This is a genomic window from Microbacterium sp. NPDC088619 (genome assembly GCF_044752825.1).
In the GTDB taxonomy this organism is placed as follows: domain Bacteria; phylum Actinomycetota; class Actinomycetes; order Actinomycetales; family Microbacteriaceae; genus Microbacterium.
The window spans coordinates 2,169,705-2,184,582 of sequence record NZ_JBIVLZ010000001.1; the positions used below are offsets into that span (position 1 = coordinate 2,169,705).

Genomic DNA, 14,878 nt, shown 5'->3' on the forward strand with positions numbered 1-14,878 from the left:
GGAGGCCGAGGACGGACCGTCCGAGAAGATCTCCCGGCACCGTGACCGTCCGAGAGAGGAGCCACTCGTGGCTCAGTACGACGTCTCGAACCGCTCGGCGATCGTGACGGGAGCAGGCAGCGGAATCGGACGCTCGACCGCGCTGCTGCTCGCCCAGAACGGCGCATCCGTCGTCGTCAACGACCTGAACGCGGACAACGCGAACGCGGTCGTCGAAGAGATCCGCGCCGCCGGCGGCACCGCCGAGGCATCCGTCGGAGATGCGACCGACACCGACTGGATCGCCAGCTCGGTCGAACTCGCGAACACGCTCGCCCCGCTGCGCATCGGCGTGAACAACGCCGGCATCGGCGGAGCATCCGCCCCCACCGCCGAATACGACGACGCCGCGTGGGACAAGGTCATCTCGATCAACCTCAACGCCGTCTTCCGCAACATGAAGGCGCAGATCCCGTCGATCCTCGCAAACGGCGGCGGCTCGGTCGTCAACATCGCGTCGATCCTCGGCAGCGTCGGCTTCGCCGGCTCTCCCGCCTACGTCGCCGCGAAGCACGCGGTCGTCGGCATGACCAAGTCGGCCGCCCTCGAATACTCCGCCCAGGGCGTGCGCGTGAACTCGGTCGGCCCCGGCTTCATCGACACCCCGCTGCTCGCCACCATGGGCGACGAGGCCAAGGCATTCCTCGTGAGCAAGCACCCGATCGGCCGTCTCGGCCAGGCCGACGAGGTCGCGAACCTCATCGCCTTCCTCGCCAGCGACGCCGCCAGCTTCATCACCGGCAGCTACCACCTCGTCGACGGCGGCTACACCGCCCTCTGAGGCTCGGCCGCCGCGCGCCTCTCAGCGCTGGGCCCGTGTGCAGGACGAAAGCACGGATGCGGGACGAGATCGACCATCTCGTCCTGCATCCGTGCTTCGGTCCTGCATCCGGCACCGACCTACCCGTCGACACCGGACCAGGGCCTGCATCCGGCACCGACCTACCCGTCGACACCGGACCAGGTCACCTCGGGAGTTCCCGCCCCGAGGAAGTCAGGCGAGGCGGTCCAGCCGCAGGGTCGCCGTCGCGCTGTGCGCGGCCATGCCCTCCGAGTCCGAGATCACCTGCACCGCGTTGGCGAGCTCGGGCGTCGCCTCGCGGCTGATGCGCTGATACGTCAGGGGCTTGAGGAACCTCGACACCGAGAGACCCGCGCTGTGCTTGGCCCCACCGGCTGTCGGCAGCACGTGGTTGGTGCCGGCCATCCCCTTGTCCGAGTACGCCACGGTGCTCCACGGCCCGAGGAAGATCGAGCCGTAGTTGCGCAGGTTCTCGTGGTACCAGTCGTCGTCGGCGGTGAGCAGTTCGAGGTGCTCGGGGGCGAGGTCGTCCATGAGGGCGACTGCGGTCTCTCGGTCCTTCACGACCGTGACCACGCCGTAGTCGCGCCAGGCGGCCCCGGCGATATCGACAGTCGCGAGCGTCTCGAGCTGTCGCTCGATCTCGGCGATCACAGCATGCCCGTGCTCTTCGGATGTCGTGATGAGCGCGGCGGGCGAGTTCGGCCCGTGCTCCGCCTGGCCGAGCAGATCCGCGGCGACCAGCACAGGGTCGGCGGTCTCATCGGAGATGACGGCGACCTCGCTGGGCCCTGCCAGCAGGTCGATCGCCACGGTGCCGAACAGCTGACGCTTGGCCTCGGCCACGAACGCGTTGCCCGCGCCCACGAGCATGTCGACGGGCAGGTCACCGAGCAGCCCGTACGCCATGGCGGCGAGCGCCTGCACGCCACCGATCACGAACACCCGGTCGACACCCGAGAGATGTGCGGCATAGACGACGGCGTCGTTCGCCGCGCCATCGGGTTGAGGAGGAGTGCACGCCATGACGGTGGGCACGCCCGCAGCCTTCGCGACACCCACGGTCATGAAGGCGCTCGCCGTGAGCGGGAAGCGCCCGGCCGGAAGGTAGGCGCCCACGCGTGAGACCGGGATGTACTTCGCTCCTGTCACGATGCCGGGAACGAACTCGGTCTCGAAATCGGTCAGATGCTCGCGCGATGCGCGGGCGAAAGCCTGGGTGCGCTCCGCGCCGAGCTCGATCGCCGCACGGAGGTCGGGAGCGAGGCGGTCACCACTCGTGGCGATCTGCTCGGCGGTGAGCTCGATGTCCGTGCCCTGATAGTTGTCGAGCTTGCGGGCGTAATCGAGCACCGCATCCATGCCGCGCTCGCGGATGTCGGCGAGCATGCTCGTGACGGTCTCGATCACTGCCGGATCCCGCTGCGCGGCGGGGGCATCGATGAGCGGGGTCTTGAGGTGTCGGAAGTCGCCGTCGAAGCGGGCGAGGACTGCAGAGGAGTAGCGCATGCAGGAAGGCTAGAACCGCCGCATCCACGAGACAACCCTGATGATCCGTGGTGATCCATCGGGTTTACCATTGGATATGACCATCACGCAGCTGACCGCCTTCCTCGCTGCACTCGATGACGGCTCGTTCACCGCGGCGGCTAAGAGCCTGGGTATGACTCAGGCCTCGGTGTCGGAGCTCGTCGCGCGGCTCGAACGCGAACTCGGCGTCGCTCTCTTCGCGCGCGGCAGTCGACGCCTCGTGCCGACGGCCGCTGCACTCGAACTGCGCCCCCACGCGGCGCAGGCAGTGAGCGCGGTGCAGAACGGGATCGACACCATCCACTCGCTCACCTCGCTGGACCGCGGCACCTGCACGTTCGGCGTGCTGCGCAACGCGGCGTATTACGCACTGGCAGACCTCGCAGAGACGTTCCATCACCGGCATCCGAACGTGCGGCTGCGGCTGGTCGGCATCAATTCGGCGCACGTGGCGCGCTCGATCGCCGCGGGAGAGCTCGAGGCCGGGCTGCTCGTGCTGCCGGTCGACGAAGACGGCCTCGAGGTGCGCCCGCTCTTCCGTGACGAGGTGCTCTACGCCTCGGCCACACGGCCACCAGAAGCAGGCGCCGTCACGGTCGACGAGGTCGCCGACGCCAAGCTGGTGCTCTACGACGCCTTCGCCGGATGGGACGACCCCACGAGGCGCCAGTTGCTCGAACGCGCACGGCTGCGCGGGCTCACCATCGAACCCGCGGTCGAGGTCGAGCACGTCGAGACAGCACTCAGTCTGGTCGCCGCAGGCACGGCCGACACGATCGTGTCCCGCTCGATCGCCGAATCCGAGTCTTTTCCTTCAGGCATCCGCACATTCCCGTTCGCCGAGCCGATGCACGACACGATCGCCCTCGTGCAGCGCGAGGGCGTGCTGCTCTCACCGGCGACGCAGAAGCTCGCCGAGCTGGCAGAGCGGATGCTGCGCGAACGCCTTCCGGAGCATCAGGGGCGCACGGCCCTCGGCTGAGGCCGACTCCGGGTGGGCGGGCGGCGCCGCCTCGCCAGCCCACCGCACGCCGTTTGCAGGACGAGAGCACGGATGCAGGACCAGATCGGCGATGCCACCCTGCATCCGCGCCTCGGTCCTGCATTCGGCACGGGTCAGGACACGACCGGCACGGGGTCAGTTCCTGCATCCGTGCTCAGGTCCCACATCCGGCACGGGGTCAGGTCCGGCACCCGGCACGGGGCCGGACTTCACATACCCGCTCAGTACAGGTCGGCCCGACGGTCGGCGAACAGGTCGTTGTGCGGCGGCAGCGCCTTGCTGCGAACGGCGTCCAGCGACAGCACAGCCGTCGCCCCCATCACGGCGCGGAACGCGACGATCCAGCCCTGCTCGTCGATGATCGCCGTGCCGTCGGTCCACGCGACCCCGCGCTCGGAGCCCCAGCGGTCGGCGATCACGACCGGCAGCCGCGACGACCGCGCAGACGCCATCGCCTGGATCAGCTCGGGAGCGTGTTCGCCCTCAGGGCGAGGGACGAGTGGCCAGTTGACGGGCAGCGCGAGCACATCGGCACCGGCGAGGGCGAGGCGGCGGGGCACCTCGGGGAACTCGTTGTCGTAGCAGAGCGCCACCCCGAGGCGCCCGAACTGAGCCTCGACCACGATTCCGGCCTCGGAGCCAGTGTCGAAGACGAGCTTCTCGTCACCCCACAGGTGCGACTTGCGGTAGTCCGCCAGGCGCACGTCGTGGGTGAGCACGGCGGCGGTGTTGAAGAGACGGTCGCCGTCGCGTTCCGCGTAGCCGACCACGACGACGGCATCCTCGGGGATCGCCTCCTGCAGCGAAGCCCATCGAGGGTCGTCGGCAGCCATCGCCGCCTCGCGCGCCTCCTCCGGATCGGCGAACACATAGCCGCTGATGGCGAGCTCGGGCAGCACGATCAGCTCCGCCCCGCGACGAGCGGCCGCCGAGATCGCCGAACGGATGCGGTCGAGGTTGCCGTCCAGATCGCCGATCACGATCTCGGGCGACAGCGCCGCGACGCGCAGCCCCCCGGCATCCGCTGCACCCGCACCATCCGCGGAGACGCCGGGGCGCGAGGAGCCGGCAGCCCCTCGCGCCCCTGTCGTCTCAGTCATCTTCGGTGGCGGTGACCATCACTCCGAGCGGGGCCAGGTAGCCGTTGGGGTCGATGGTCCAGTCGGCGGCAGCAGCGGCCTCGACGACCTCGGGAGCCCACTCGAGGTAGACGCGGTCGTCGCCGCCGTTGATCACGAGGACCGTTCCGGTGCCGGTCTCATCGCCCTCGACGCAGACATACGAACGCCAGCTGCCCTCGGGCACCGAGAACGTGTCGCCGGCGCCGAGCGTGACCGCGGTCGACGGGTCGCCGTTGAGGGTGACCTCCCAGCGACCGGTCTTGAACAGCAGCGCCTGCGTCTTGTCGTGCCGGTGGCGCAGCACACCCTGCCCCGCCTCGGCCCGCACCCACGCGAGGTTGAACGAGTGGGGCTCGGTCACGTTCGGCACCTGGCGACGGTTCTCGCTCATGCCGTACCCGATCGCGGTGGCCAGTTCGACACGACCACCGTCGACCGCTGCACAGAGCAGCGCCGCCGCCGAGTACTTGCGGTCGCCCGGCTGGATCACGCGCGAGCGCATGTCCTCGACCGTGTAGGTCGTGAGCTCGTCGATGTAGTGCTGCTTCATCGGCGTGATCAGCGGCACGTCGTCGGGCAGCACGTCGCCCGCGACCGTGTCGATGAGCTTGTTGTCGGCCGTCAGGTGCAGCCCGTACGACTCGGCCTCGCGCAGCACCGAGGGGCCCCAGATGATGCCGCCGTTGTCGTCGCGACCGAGCACCGTGTAGAGGATGCCGTCATCCGGCCCCTCGTTCGTGAAGCCGCGGAAGATCCACGTGGGGATCGTGACGATGTCGCCGTCGTGGCTGATGTACTCGCCCTGCTTGCCGTCTACGCCCCACCGGAGTCGGAACTCGCCGCCGAGGTTGATGAAGACCTCAGCCGTGAAATGCAGGTGCAGGTTGTTCGAGATGCCGTTCGGCATGCCGGCGGCGCCGGTGTTGAAGCCGTGGTTGACCTCGAGGTTCACGTGCTGGCTGGCGTTCTGCGAGACACCGGCTCCGATGAAGGAGTAGTTCTCCTTGCGGTCGGAACCCGGAGTGCGGCAGTCGATGAACGCCGAGTTGCACGGCACCCAGTCGGTGCGACGGATGGTGCGGCGTTCGATCTCGTCCGCGGGGACGATGACGTCGACCTGGTCGACGATGGCGTTGCTCATTTCTTCTTCTCCTAGTCGATCAGTCGTTGATCAGTAGATGTTGCTGAAGGCGGCGGGCTCGTCGCCGCGGGCGCCGGCGATCTGAGCGCGCAGCGCGATGTCGTCCCACAGGCGCACCTCTTTGACGAGGGCGCCCTGGTGGAAGGTGAACTGCGAGATGCCGATCAGATCGACCGGCTTGCCGGTGAGGCTTCCGTAGTTGGGGGCGCCGTTGTAGTCGCCGACGAACTTCCACGTGACGGCGACCCGGAGGCCCGCATACCGCACGTCGTAGTTGGTCTGGATGTCGCGGATCTCGAACTGTCCGGCAGGGAATGACTCGAGGAAGCGCAGCAGCGCGCGGCGGTAGCCCTCGGGACGGATCACGACGCGGTTGCCGACCGTCAGCAGCACGAGGTCGCGGTGGAAGAACTTCTCGACCTTCTGCAGGTCGCGCTCGTTCCACACCGTCTGGATCATGTCGATCACGGTCTCGACCTCGGAGCGGTAGTCATCGGGCCGCACGCCCGAGTCGCCCTTCGCGATCGGGTCCACAGGAGGGGCCTCGGTCCACGAACCCGAGTAGCCGCGGAAGGCCTGGGCGCGTGCGAGTTCGTCGAGGTCGTCGCCCCGCTCGAGCGCCCCGGCGAGTGAGTCGCGCACGACCCACTCCTCGACCATGCGGCCCTTGCGGTAGAGGCAGTTGGCGATCGTGCGACTGTGGGATGACGTCTGCAGATGGCCCGAGAGCACCAGGTGCGAGCTGAGGAACGCATCGTCGCCGCGCGCCTCCCAGATCACGTCTTCGGCTTGGCCGGTGCGGTCGGGCGTCGCCGAGATGCGCATGAGCGTTCCCTCGATGACCTCCTGACGCGTGGTCGAGGTGCCGTAGGCGCCGTGCACGATCGAGTCGGGCTCGTAGTTTTCACGGATGAAGCTGATCGACCGATCGACCCAGATCAGATCGGTGACCTCACGGATGAAGTCGTCGGGGTCTTTGTACGGCAGGTAGGCAACCGGGTCGAGAGACACGCTTTTCACTCCTTCGAGATGCGAAGCTGCGGTTCATCGGTGATCGCTGGCTTCGTCTTCGCCAGTGTATGCGTATGCACAAACGGACGCAAGAGACGATCCTGCGCACACGGTGATCATCGCCGGGAGGCGAGGTCAGTCGGCGTGCACGGCCGCGAGAGTGCTGCGGGAGACGAACACGGACTCGAAGCGCGTCTTCTCGAGTTCGGCCTGCGGGTCCTCGATGCGACGCACGATGAGGTCTGCAGCCGTGCGAGCCATGCCGGCGATGTCATAGCCGATCGTGGCCAGGTCGATGATCGGCCAGGCCGCCTCCGGCAGGTCGTCGAATCCGAGGATCGAGAGATCGTCCGGCACCCGCAGACCCGCGCGGTGGGCGGCGTTCAGCGCTCCGTAGGCCACCACGTCATTGCCGCAGAACAGCAGAGTCGGACGGTCGTCGCCCGCAAGGATCTCGGATGCCGCCGCTTCGCCCTCCGCGGCCCCGTAGGGCACACGCCGGACGTCGCTCTCGTTCAGCGCGACACCCTCCCCGGCCAGAGCGTCGCGCAGTGCCGCCTCTCGGCTCTGCGCCGTGCTCGTGTTGCTCGGCCCCAGCACCGCGCCCACCCGCGTGTGCCCCAGTTCGACAGCTCGCCGAACGGCATCTCGATATCCGGGTCCGGGGTCGACCACCGTGGCATCCGCCTCGACGAACGAGCCGGTGCGGTTGAAATACACGAACGGCAGACCGCGGTCCTTCAGACGCAGCGGCGCGACGGACTCGACCGTGGTGGTCGCGAGGATCACGCCGTCGAGGCCGTTGGCGAGCAGGCGCTCGACGATCGTGTCGTTGTCGGCCGACTCGGTGTGCAGCATGAGCTGGTAGCCGAGAGCCTCGAGCTCCCTGTGCACCGGGGCGATGATGTGCGAATAGAACTGGTTGTCGAGATCGGTCAGCAGCAGGCCGATGCGCCGGGTGCGTCCGGACGACAGAGCACGCCCCGCTTCGCTCGGCACGTAGCCCAGCAGCTGGGCCGCTTCGCGCACTCGGAGCTTCGTCGCCTCGGACACCCGCGCATCGTCGCGCAGTGCGCGTGACACCGTCGGCTGCGAGACACCCGCCAAGCGGGCCACATCACGACTCGTGACGACCATCTGGCGCCTCCCCCTCGATCTCACGGATTCTACTGCTCTTGACGCCCGAATGCATACGCGGTCATAATCAGCACATACGTATGCAACGGAAGGAAGGGCCATGCCCCTGCATCTCAAGACCGCGCCGACGAAGACGTTCGCGGACACCGCTCAGCAGGACGTCGCCGAGCGGGTGAGAGGAATCATCGGCGACATTCGAGAGAGCGGCGACGCCGCCGTGCGACGGTATGCCGAGCAGTTCGACAACTGGAGTCGCGACTCGTACCGACTCTCCGACGACGAGGTCGCCCAGATCATCGGCACGCTCGACGCACAGGTCATCACCGACATCGAGTTCGTGCAGAGTCAGGTGCGGCGGTTCGCTCAGGCGCAGCGCGATTCGCTCGTCGACATCGAGGTCGAGACGCTTCCAGGGGTGTTCCTCGGCCAGAAGCATGTTCCCGTGCAGGCCGCGGGGGCGTACATCCCCGGCGGCAAGTACCCGCTGACGGCGTCCGCACACATGACGATCATCACCGCCAAGGTGGCCGGCGTGCCCCGCGTGGTCGCCTGCACCCCGCCCATCCGCGGCGAGATCCCCGCGGCGACCGTGGCCGCGATGAAGATGGCCGGTGCAGACGAGATCTACATCCTCGGCGGAGTGCAGGCCGTCGCGGCGATGGCCGTGGGCACCGACACAATCGAGCCGGTGAACATGATCGCAGGGCCGGGCAACGCCTATGTCGCAGAGGCCAAGCGGCAGCTGTTCGGCGAGGTCGGCATCGACCTGTTCGCCGGCCCCACCGAGATCCTCATCGTCGCCGACGAGCACGCAGACCCGTTCTTCACCGCGGTCGATCTGCTGTCTCAGGCCGAACACGGCCCCGACTCCCCTGCGGTGCTCGTCACGACCTCGCAGACGCTGGCCGAAGAGGTCATGGACTGGATCGAGAAGATCCTTCCCGGCATGCCGACCCGCGATTACGCGGGACCCGCCTGGCGGGACTGGGGTCAGGTGATCGTCGCCGACGACCTCGACGAGGCCTACCGGATCGCCGACGACTTCGCCTTCGAGCACGTGCAGATCTTCACCCAGAACCCGCGCGAGGCCCTGACGAAGATGCATGACTACGGCGCGCTCTTCCTCGGCGAGAACACCTGCGTCTCGTACGGCGACAAGGTGATCGGCACGAATCACGTGCTGCCGACGCTCGGTGCCGCGCGCTACACGGGCGGGCTCTGGGTGGGCAAGTACCTGCGCACCGTGACGTACCAGGAGGTGCAGAACACCGAGTCGTCTGCCGAACTCGGTGCCGTGTGCGGTCGCGCTGCACGGGTAGAGCTGTTCGAGGGGCACGCTCGGTCCGGGGATGCACGCGCCTGGCGGCATGCCGGCACCGAGTTCGCCTGGATCGACGAGAGCCACGCCGCGGTCGGCGCGGAGACGCGGTGACCGACCTCGCCGGTCGCACTGCCGTGGTCACCGGCGGCGGCAGCGGACTCGGGGCGGCGATCGCCCGGGCGCTGCACGCCGCCGGCGCCCACGTCGTGCTGGTCGGTCGCGACGCCGAGAAGCTCGATCGGGTCTCGGCCGACCTGGGCTCGCGGGCGCGGGGAATCGCGTGCGACGTGGCCGACCCGGCATCCGTCGAGGCGCTGCGCGAGCAGCTCGTCGGCACCGAGGTGTCGATCCTCGTCAACAACGCCGGCATCCCTGGTCCGGTCGCGGCCCTCACCGACGTCCATGTCGCCGACTGGGACGAGGTCTTCGCCGTCAACGTGCGCGGTACCTTCCTGCTCTGCAAGGCGCTGCTGCCCGGAATGGTCGAGCGCGGCGACGGCGACGTGATCAACGTGGCATCCGTCTCCGGCAAGCGTCCACTGGCGCATCGCACGCCGTACTGCGCCTCGAAGATGGCCGTGATCGGGCTGACATCGACCCTCGCGTTCGAGGTCGGCCCCGCCGGTGTGCGCGTGAACTCGCTGTCGCCGGGCCCGGTGCAGGGGCCGCGCATGGAGCGCAACTTCCGCCTCGAGGCCGAGAGATCGGGCACGAGTGTCGGCGATGCCGAGCAGGCCTTCGTCTCGCGCGCAGCTCTCGGCCGCATGGTCACCGAAGACGAGGTGGGCGCGGCGGTCATCGCGATGCTCGGGATGCCGGGCATGTGCGGTGCCGACATCGACCTCTCGGCCGGGATGGTGGCGTGATGCCGTCGCTGCGCGCCAGGGCCCGGGCGGGCGAGAAGCTGATCGGCGCCCTGCTGCGGATGCCGTCGGAAGAGCTCGTCGAGATGCTCGCTGTCGCGGAGTTCGACTTCGTGCTCATCGACTGCGAGCACGGACCGGCCGACCTCGTCGCCCTGCGCCAGCACATCGCGCTCGCACAGGCGCACGACGTGCCGGTGATCGTGCGGGTCGGCGAAGGCGACCGGGGGCAGATCCTGCGGGTGCTCGACCAGGGCGCAGAGGGCATCCTGGCACCGCACCTCGATACGACGACGGATGCCGAGGCGTTGGTGTCCGCGTCGATGTATCCGCCCGTCGGTGACCGAGGCTTCGCGACCTACAGCCGTGCGGGGCGCTTCGGGCTCGTCGACCCCGCGGAGCACCGCGACTGGTGGCTCGAGAACACGCTGGTGCTCGGCATGATCGAGTCGCCCCGCGGAGTCGCGAACGTCGATGCGCTCATCGCGGTGCCGCGACTCGATGGCATCATGGTCGGTCCTGCCGACCTCGCGGCCAGCTCCACCCCCGAGGATCTGCCGGTGCCGGAGGCGATCGCTGCGGTGCATTCCGCCCTGGCTCGGGCGGGCTCGCTGCGCATGGACATCGTCGGAACCAGGGATGCCGCCAGCGCGGCCTTCGTCGACGGCGCCGACCTCGTGGTCTACAACCTCGCATCCTCGCTCATGGCGCATCTGCGCGGTCTCGCGACACCCGCGCGCTGAGCGACGCCCGCGCGCTGAGCGACGTGGGGTGAGCGACCGGGCTGAGCGACCGGGCTGAGCGGATCTCTGCCATCCGAGGATCCCGCCCACCCCGTCGGGAGGAGAACTCCCCGTCGGGAGGAGGTTCCCCCGGATTCTCTCCTCCCGAGAGGGAGTTCTCCTCCCACGAGGGCGTCAGCGCGATGACTCCCCGCACCAGTGGCTCAGAGTCGCTGCTGCGACATCCACGACCGCACGAGACGCCCGAACTCACGCGGCCGCTCGAGTGGGAGCAGATGACCGGCATCCAGAGTCACGAGCCGTGCGTCGGGCATCGCCGACACGATCTCGGTGTGGAAGTGCGGCGGGCAGATGACGTCGTCGAGCCCTGACACCACGAGCGTCGGCATCGGCAGGTCGGGCAGGCGGGCGAGCAGATCGGTGCGTGTGAGCTGCATCCGCAACTGCGCCCGCAGCCGCTCCAGGCCTGTCTCTTCCCCCATGCTCAGCGTCCGCTGCACCAGATCTGGTCGGTCGCGCACGAGCGCCTCCCCGAGAAGAGGAGAGAGGATGCTCTCCTGCAGCCCCCTCGGTTCGCCGCCCTCGTCGAGCTGCGCGAGCCAGTCGCCCCATCCTGCGCGCTGCGCATCGGTCGGCGCCTTGGCGTTGGTCGAGACGAGGCAGAGCCCCGCGACACGCGACGGCGCGGCGAGCGCGAGTGCCATGCCGACGATGCCGCCCAGGGAATGCCCCACCACCACGAACCGATCGGGCAGCCCGTCGAGGAGCGCCGCGACCTGATCCGTGATGGTGGGGCGATCCAGCAGTGGCCGGATCGCCCCGTCGAGTCCGCCGTCGGCCCAGAGATCGGCGGTGCAGTTCATGCCGGCGAGCAGCACGAGCGGCGGGGCTGCGACCGACACGTCAGCCCTTCACGGCACCGTCGCTGAGGCCGGCGACGAGGTACTTCTGCGCGATGAACGCGATCACGAACACCGGGATCGTCAGCAGCATGGATGCCGCTCCCGCCTGTTGCAGCATCGGCAGCGTCTGCCCGAGCTGCGTCGCGATGAAGACCGGCACGGTCTTGGACGAGGTGTCGGTGAGCACGAGCGCAGTCAGATACTCCTGGAACGCGAAGAGGAACACGAAGATCCCGGCGGTCAGGATGCCCGGGCCCATCAACGGGATCATGACCCTGCGCAGCATCCCGATCCTGGTGCAGCCGTCGATCATGGCGGCTTCGTCGAGCTCCTTGGGGATCTCGGCGAAGAAGTTGCGCAGCAGCCAGATGGTGAATGGCTGGTTGATCGCGACCAGGGCGATCGCCAGGGCGAACGTGGTGTCGTAGATGCCGAGCGCTCGACTGATGTCGTACATCGGCAGCACCACGGCGAAGCGGGGCAGCGCGCGGAAGACCAGGGCGACCACGAGCAGCAGAGCCGAGACGTAGCTCGGGAACCGCGAGAGCGCATACGCCGCGGGGATGCCGATGACAAGGGCGATCACCGTCGAGACCACTGCGACGACGAGGGTGTTGATGAGGTAGTCGGCGAAGTACGTGGTCTCCCAGAGGTCGACGAACGCCTGCAGCGTCGGCTGGTAGTCCCAGAGCACGGGAGGGTTCGAGAAGGCGACGTCGGTCGGCTTGGTGACCGAGAGCATCATCCAGATGAACGGGCTGAGCATCACGATGCAGAGGATCGCGAGGAGCAGGCCGGTGATGACCGGCGGACGGCTGGGGCCGCGGCGGCGGCGCTTCGACGCGCCGCTCGTGATGATGGCCCTCGTCGAGAGCTCGGAGGAGGTGAGACTCATCGTTCTGCCTTCGCTTCCTTGAAGATGTCGCGGATGAAGGGGATCAGCATCACGAGGATCAGGAGGATCGTGAGCACGTTGATCGCACTGCCGAGCCCGAGCTTCTCCGCCCCGTCGGCGAACGCGACCGAATAGACGTAGAGCATGATCGACTCGTTGCCGATCGACTGTGCCTGCGGCGACAGCGGGATGAGGTTGTCGAACATCCTGAGCACGTCCATGATCGTGATCAGAGTCACGAATCCGAGCACGCCCTTCATCGTCGGGATGATCACATTGAGGTGGGTCTGGAACCCATTGGCGCCGTCGATCTTGGCGGCTTCCTTGAGCTCGGCCGGCACTCCCTGGAGACCCGCGAGGATGATCAGCATGGCGAACGGCAGCATGTGCCACACGGTGTTCGCGATCACCAGGATGCCGTTGGGCACCTGGTCGGTGAACCACAGCACCTGTGATCCGCCGAAGAAGCCGATCAGCCGGTTCACGACGCCGCCGAAGTTGTCGTCGAACAGCCACGAGAACGCGACGGCGCCGACGAGGTTCGGCAGCACGTACGACACCAGCATGATCCCGAGAACCAGCGGACGCGATGTCGTGATGCGGTTGATGCCGGTGGCGATGATGTAGCCGGCCACCAGCAGGATGATCGTCGTGATCACGGTGACGGTCACCGTGAAGAGAACCGCCTTGTGGAAGCGCGGGTCCGTGAGCGCGTCGGTGAAATTCGACAGCCCTACGAAGGTTCCCGGCGTGCCGTATCGGACCTGCTCGAAGCTCCACTGCACCGTGCGCACCAGGGGCAGCACCAGCAGAGCGCACATCACCACCAGACTCGGGGCGAAGAGCAACCAGAATTCGCGTGCCTTCATGTTCGTCCCTCCTGAAAGGACTGCGGCCTGAACCTCGAGTTCAGGCCGCAGTCATCGACCGATGGTCGGGGTCAGCCGGCGATCTTCTCGCCGGCGGCCTGCATCTGCGCGAGTCCGTCGTCGACGGAGACGTTGCCGTTGAGGATCTCGACCAGGATCGGTCGGATCTCGTTGGTGATGTCGGCGATGACCGGCGACACGATCGGAGGTTTCGCCGAGGCGAGCGAGTCGTTCGCCGCGGCGCCGTAGGGAGAGTTCTCGTCGGTGACCATGCCCTCGCGCGCCGGGTAGGCGGCGGGGACCGACGCTGTCGACGCGTCTTCGCTGACGGCCGAGGCCATCATCACGAACAGCATGTCGTGGTCGAGCTTGGTGTTGAACGGGATGGACCAGCCATCGATCGACAGGCGGTTGTACGAGTACGCGGCGTCGTCGGAGATCTTCGGAGCACCCGCGAAGCCGAACGAGTCGGACAGCTTCGAGTTGGCCGGCAGGGTGAGGTCGATCATGCGTCCGGAGAACATGATCGACATCGCCGCGGTGCCGTTGAACATCTGCTGCTGCACCTTGGGCTGATCGAAGGTGGTGACCTGCGGGTCCATGTAGGGCTTCAGCGCGAGCATCGACTCGACGGCCTGCTTGGCCTCGTCGGTGTCGAGCGTGACCTCGCCGTCAGCGGTCACGAAGTCGGCGTCGACCGAGTTCATCGCGGCCTGGAAGCCGGTCGTCACGTCGCTCGTCGCGAGCCACGGGAGGGCGATCGGATAGTCCATGAGGCCCTCGGCCTTGATCGCCTCGGCGGCGGCGATCATCTCGTCGAAGGTCGTCGGCACCTCGAGCCCGAGGTCTTCGAAGATGTCGGTGCGGTAGGCCATGACGAACATCTGCGCCTGCATGGGCAGCGCGTAGAGCTCGCCGTCGAACGACATGCCCTCGCGCATCGACTCGCTGATGTCACCGAGACCGTAGTCATCGGCATACTTGTCGAAGAGATCGTTCAGCGGGACGAGCTTCTCGTCTTCAGCCAGACTCGGGATCACGAATCCGTAGGTCTCGACGATGTCGTACGTGCCGGTCTCGCCCGAGAGCGTGGCAGTGGTCTTGGTCACCTGGCCGCCGAAGTCGATCGGGTCGTGCTTCAGCGTGACGTCATCGGTCGAACAGCTCGAGACCATGGTGTCGGTGAAGGGGTCGATGGCGGAGGAGTTGTATGCGAGGACGTTGACCGTGGTCTTGCCCTCCGGAGCGGTGTAGTCGCACGACACCGTTGTCGCGTTCTCGTTGTCGGTGCGGGTCCCGGCGCCGCAGCTGGAGAGGGCGACCATGCCCACAGCTGCGAGGGCGAGTACCGGCAGTGCCCGATGCTTGATGTGTCCCATGTCGCTGATGGTATACGTATGCAACGGACTTAGGGAAGCCTACATTCCAGGAAACTTTAGGGATTGAATACGTATACTGCGGAAACGCGCGCCGGGGTGGGCCCGGACAGGTTCGGCATCCG

At 67.6% G+C, this 14,878-nt stretch carries 14 protein-coding genes; 5 read left to right on the forward strand and 9 right to left on the reverse strand.

Annotated features, from left to right (window positions below):
• Positions 1–67: 67 nt before the first annotated feature.
• Entirely contained in the window at positions 68–820 is a 753-nt protein-coding gene (locus tag ACIP5T_RS10500) for an SDR family NAD(P)-dependent oxidoreductase (protein WP_400862904.1), read from the forward strand.
• Between the two features lie 213 nt (positions 821–1,033).
• On the opposite strand, the gene hisD (ACIP5T_RS10505) is transcribed toward ACIP5T_RS10500, so the two are convergent.
• The gene (hisD, locus tag ACIP5T_RS10505) at positions 1,034–2,350 is read right to left on the reverse strand and encodes a histidinol dehydrogenase (RefSeq protein WP_400862906.1); all 1,317 of its coding nucleotides are present in this window, start codon (positions 2,348–2,350) and stop codon (positions 1,034–1,036) included.
• A gap of 76 nt (positions 2,351–2,426) precedes the next feature.
• Between hisD (ACIP5T_RS10505) and ACIP5T_RS10510 the strand changes: the two genes are divergently transcribed.
• On the forward strand, positions 2,427–3,353 hold the full coding sequence (locus ACIP5T_RS10510; protein WP_400862908.1) for a LysR family transcriptional regulator: 927 nt from the start codon (positions 2,427–2,429) through the stop codon (positions 3,351–3,353).
• A 242-nt stretch (positions 3,354–3,595) separates the two neighbouring features.
• On the opposite strand, the gene ACIP5T_RS10515 is transcribed toward ACIP5T_RS10510, so the two are convergent.
• From ACIP5T_RS10515 to ACIP5T_RS10530, 4 genes are all read right to left on the reverse strand, one after another.
• Positions 3,596–4,474, reverse strand: coding sequence for a nitrilase-related carbon-nitrogen hydrolase (locus tag ACIP5T_RS10515; RefSeq protein WP_400862910.1), 879 nt, complete (start codon positions 4,472–4,474; stop codon positions 3,596–3,598).
• Positions 4,467–5,636: a hypothetical protein gene (locus ACIP5T_RS10520; protein WP_400862912.1), complete on the reverse strand. Its 1,170-nt coding sequence runs from the start codon at positions 5,634–5,636 to the stop codon at positions 4,467–4,469. Before ACIP5T_RS10520 ends, ACIP5T_RS10515 begins: the two co-directional genes overlap by 8 nt.
• Before the next feature lie 30 nt (positions 5,637–5,666).
• Complete coding sequence (locus ACIP5T_RS10525) at positions 5,667–6,647, reverse strand: ester cyclase (protein ID WP_400862913.1); 981 nt, start codon at positions 6,645–6,647, stop codon at positions 5,667–5,669.
• 135 nt (positions 6,648–6,782) lie between these two features.
• A complete protein-coding gene (locus tag ACIP5T_RS10530) occupies positions 6,783–7,784 on the reverse strand; it encodes a LacI family DNA-binding transcriptional regulator (protein WP_400862915.1) in 1,002 nt (333 codons plus the stop codon).
• Positions 7,785–7,884: 100 nt separating this feature from the next.
• Here ACIP5T_RS10530 and hisD (ACIP5T_RS10535) point away from each other — a divergent pair, with 100 nt between their 5' ends.
• From hisD (ACIP5T_RS10535) to ACIP5T_RS10545, 3 genes are read left to right on the forward strand one after another with little or no spacing between them, the layout of a single operon-like run.
• Positions 7,885–9,216, forward strand: coding sequence for a histidinol dehydrogenase (gene hisD, locus ACIP5T_RS10535; RefSeq protein ID WP_400862916.1), 1,332 nt, complete (start codon positions 7,885–7,887; stop codon positions 9,214–9,216).
• Complete coding sequence (locus ACIP5T_RS10540) at positions 9,213–9,971, forward strand: SDR family NAD(P)-dependent oxidoreductase (protein WP_400862917.1); 759 nt, start codon at positions 9,213–9,215, stop codon at positions 9,969–9,971. The genes hisD (ACIP5T_RS10535) and ACIP5T_RS10540 overlap by 4 nt, the downstream gene beginning before the upstream one ends.
• Positions 9,971–10,711: an HpcH/HpaI aldolase/citrate lyase family protein gene (locus ACIP5T_RS10545; protein WP_400862919.1), complete on the forward strand. Its 741-nt coding sequence runs from the start codon at positions 9,971–9,973 to the stop codon at positions 10,709–10,711. Before ACIP5T_RS10540 ends, ACIP5T_RS10545 begins: the two co-directional genes overlap by 1 nt.
• 203 nt (positions 10,712–10,914) lie before the next feature.
• Here ACIP5T_RS10545 and ACIP5T_RS10550 read toward each other — a convergent pair whose 3' ends face one another.
• The 4 genes from ACIP5T_RS10550 to ACIP5T_RS10565 form a co-directional block, all read right to left on the reverse strand.
• Positions 10,915–11,613: an alpha/beta fold hydrolase gene (locus tag ACIP5T_RS10550; protein ID WP_400862920.1), complete on the reverse strand. Its 699-nt coding sequence runs from the start codon at positions 11,611–11,613 to the stop codon at positions 10,915–10,917.
• Between the two features lies 1 nt (position 11,614).
• Positions 11,615–12,508 carry a carbohydrate ABC transporter permease gene (locus ACIP5T_RS10555; protein ID WP_400862922.1) on the reverse strand — a complete coding sequence of 298 codons (894 nt, stop codon included), beginning with the start codon at positions 12,506–12,508 and terminating at the stop codon, positions 11,615–11,617.
• Positions 12,505–13,377 (reverse strand): carbohydrate ABC transporter permease, encoded by an 873-nt coding sequence (locus ACIP5T_RS10560; RefSeq protein WP_400862924.1) that lies wholly within the window; start codon positions 13,375–13,377, stop codon positions 12,505–12,507. The genes ACIP5T_RS10555 and ACIP5T_RS10560 overlap by 4 nt, the downstream gene beginning before the upstream one ends.
• Before the next feature lie 71 nt (positions 13,378–13,448).
• Positions 13,449–14,756 (reverse strand): ABC transporter substrate-binding protein, encoded by a 1,308-nt coding sequence (locus ACIP5T_RS10565; RefSeq protein ID WP_400862926.1) that lies wholly within the window; start codon positions 14,754–14,756, stop codon positions 13,449–13,451.
• Positions 14,757–14,878 lie beyond the last annotated feature (122 nt).